The sequence below is a fragment of the Falsiroseomonas sp. RANM36 genome (assembly GCF_056682175.1).
In genome coordinates this window covers 247,152-249,272 of the sequence record NZ_JBWXTD010000005.1, presented here as the reverse complement: position 1 = coordinate 249,272, position 2,121 = coordinate 247,152, and the positions used below count along the sequence as shown (strand labels likewise).

Sequence of the window (2,121 nt, the reverse complement as noted above, 5' to 3'; positions counted from 1 at the left end):
CCCGTTCGGGGGGGGGGGGGGCCCCGGGGGCGGGGGGGGGGGGGGGGGCGGGCGGGGGGCCGGCGGCGGCCGCGGCGGCCGAGGCGTCGGAACTGCCGGTCCGCGCGCCCGCATGATCCCCGCCTGATCCGTGATCGTGAAGACGCAGGCGGCGGCCGCGAAGGCCGCCGGGGGTTCCGCTGACCCATCCGCCTGCCTATCTGCCTGACGCGACAGGAGGTCCAGGCATGCAGTTCGATCCCCATGGCGTTGCGCCGGATGACCTCAGCCATGCCGGGGCCGTCGTGGACAAGGCCATCGAATACATGATCGGCCAGAACATCGCGCCGATCTCGGTCGCCTCCGCGCTGCTCGGCGGCGCGCTCGGCATGCTGGCGCGCTCGATGGACGACCGCGGCGTGGCGCAGGTCCTGCGCAACGCGCTGAGCTCGGTCGAGGCCGGCGAATTGGCGGAGATGCGCGAGGGCGGCGCGCCTGGGGGCTGAGGCCCTCGGCGAAGGCCGGGTCCGCGCCTCAGCCAACTCCGCGGCGCCTTGACGGCGGGCGCGGTTTCCGCGATACGGCCCCGCTCCGAACCACTCCGCCCGCGTCCGGCCGGCCCACCGGGGCAGGCCGCGCGGGTGTTCAACGGGATAGTGCATCATGGCCCGCCGCTGCGCAGTCACCGGCAAGGGCGTGCTGACCGGCAACAACGTCAGCCACGCCAACAACAAGACCCGCCGCCGCTACCTGCCGAACCTGCAGGAGACGTCTTTCTTCTCCGACATCCTCGGCGCGCCGATCCGGCTGCGCCTGTCGGTCAACGGCATCCGCACGGTGGAACACAATGGCGGGCTTGACGCCTTCCTGCTCGGCACGCCGGATCGCCGCCTGCCGCAGGAGGCGATCGTGCTGAAGCGCCGGCTGGAGAAGGCGCAGGCCCGCAAGGCCGCGGCCTGATCCTGCCGCGGACCGGCAGGGCGCCCTCGGCGCCCGGCCTGGTGACGGCACGGTCCTCCACCCGACATGGCGCCGCCGCCCCGGTGCCGCGCGACGCCCGCGCGCCGGGCCAGGATCCTCCTGGCCCGGTTTTCGCGCTTCCCGCCCCGGTCGCTGTCAGGCCGGACTGACAGGCGCCGCCGTACCGGCTTTACAAGAATGATTCCACGGGACTGCCATTAACCGTTCATCAACCTTGCCGCCGCAGGATCGCCGCCATGCAGGTGAGCGCCATGTCCTCCGGTTCCTTTCTCCTCGCGCTGGTCGCGACCCTCGCCCTGGCCATGACCGCCGCGCTGGCCGGCCTCTCCGCCTTCCGGCTCCGCCGCGAGCTGGCCGCGGCTGAGGCCCGGGCCGGCCAGGCGGAGCAGCTGGCGGTTGCTCGCGGCCGCTCCATGTCCCTGGCGGCGCAGGAGCTGCGCGGCATCGCGGTGGCCATCGGCGGCTGGGACACCGCGTCGGCTGAGGCGGCGGCGGGCCGGGCGAAGCCTGACCTGCCGGCGACGCTCCGGCTGGCGGAAGGCCCGGTGCAGCAGGTGCTGCGGCTGGCCGACGACCTGGCCGAGGTTGCCGCCGCGGCGCCGATGCGCGCCATCCATGCCGCACCGGCGCCGCTCGGTCCGCTGGTGGATGCGGCGCTGACGCTGGTCAGCGCGCAGATCCGGCCCGGCATCCGCTACTGGCAGGTGGACCCGGCGCTGCGCTGCCTGACCGTGAATGCCGACCACCGGGCGCTCCAGGGCGCCCTGGCCGCGCTGCTGCGCCGCGCCGCCAGCCATTCCCGCGATGGCGACGTGGTGGCGCTGCGCTGGGTGGTGGCGAGCGAGACGGTCTCGATCGTGGTGGAGGACGAGGGCGACGGCCTGGCGGCGACCGATCTGGTGCCGGACGCCATGGCGACGGCCGGCGGCACCCGCGGGCTCGATCTCGGCCTCAGCCTGGCGCGATCCCTGGCGGCGGCGCATGGCGGCGACATTCGGCTGGAGACCGCTCCCGGCATCGGCGCCCGCGCTTGGCTGACGCTGCCGCGGGAGCGGCTGCTGGAAGCCGCCTGACCCGGAGGGCCGAGGCCGCGAGCGGTCGCCAGCCGAATGTCGCCGCCATGCGCCGCCGCCACGGCTCGCGCCAGGCAGAGGCCGCGCA

At 75.0% G+C, this 2,121-nt stretch carries 3 protein-coding genes; all 3 read left to right on the top strand.

Annotated features, from left to right (window positions below):
* Window positions 1-227: 227 nt before the first annotated feature.
* Window positions 228-485 (top strand): hypothetical protein, encoded by a 258-nt coding sequence (locus tag AC1MIR_RS19130; protein WP_480029779.1) that lies wholly within the window; start codon window positions 228-230, stop codon window positions 483-485.
* A gap of 157 nt (window positions 486-642) precedes the next feature.
* Window positions 643-939: a 50S ribosomal protein L28 gene (rpmB, locus tag AC1MIR_RS19125; protein WP_480029778.1), complete on the top strand. Its 297-nt coding sequence runs from the start codon at window positions 643-645 to the stop codon at window positions 937-939.
* Window positions 940-1,196: 257 nt separating this feature from the next.
* Window positions 1,197-2,033: a sensor histidine kinase gene (locus tag AC1MIR_RS19120; protein WP_480029777.1), complete on the top strand. Its 837-nt coding sequence runs from the start codon at window positions 1,197-1,199 to the stop codon at window positions 2,031-2,033.
* The last annotated feature ends 88 nt before the right edge of the window (window positions 2,034-2,121 follow it).

Excerpts from the sequence above, each read along its gene's own strand:
- rpmB (WP_480029778.1), top strand. The coding sequence starts at position 643 with ATGGCCCGCCGCTGCGCAGTCACCGGCAAGGGCGTGCTGACCGGCAAC.
- AC1MIR_RS19130 (WP_480029779.1), top strand. The coding sequence starts at position 228 with ATGCAGTTCGATCCCCATGGCGTTGCGCCGGATGACCTCAGCCATGCC.
- AC1MIR_RS19120 (WP_480029777.1), top strand. The coding sequence starts at position 1,197 with ATGCAGGTGAGCGCCATGTCCTCCGGTTCCTTTCTCCTCGCGCTGGTC.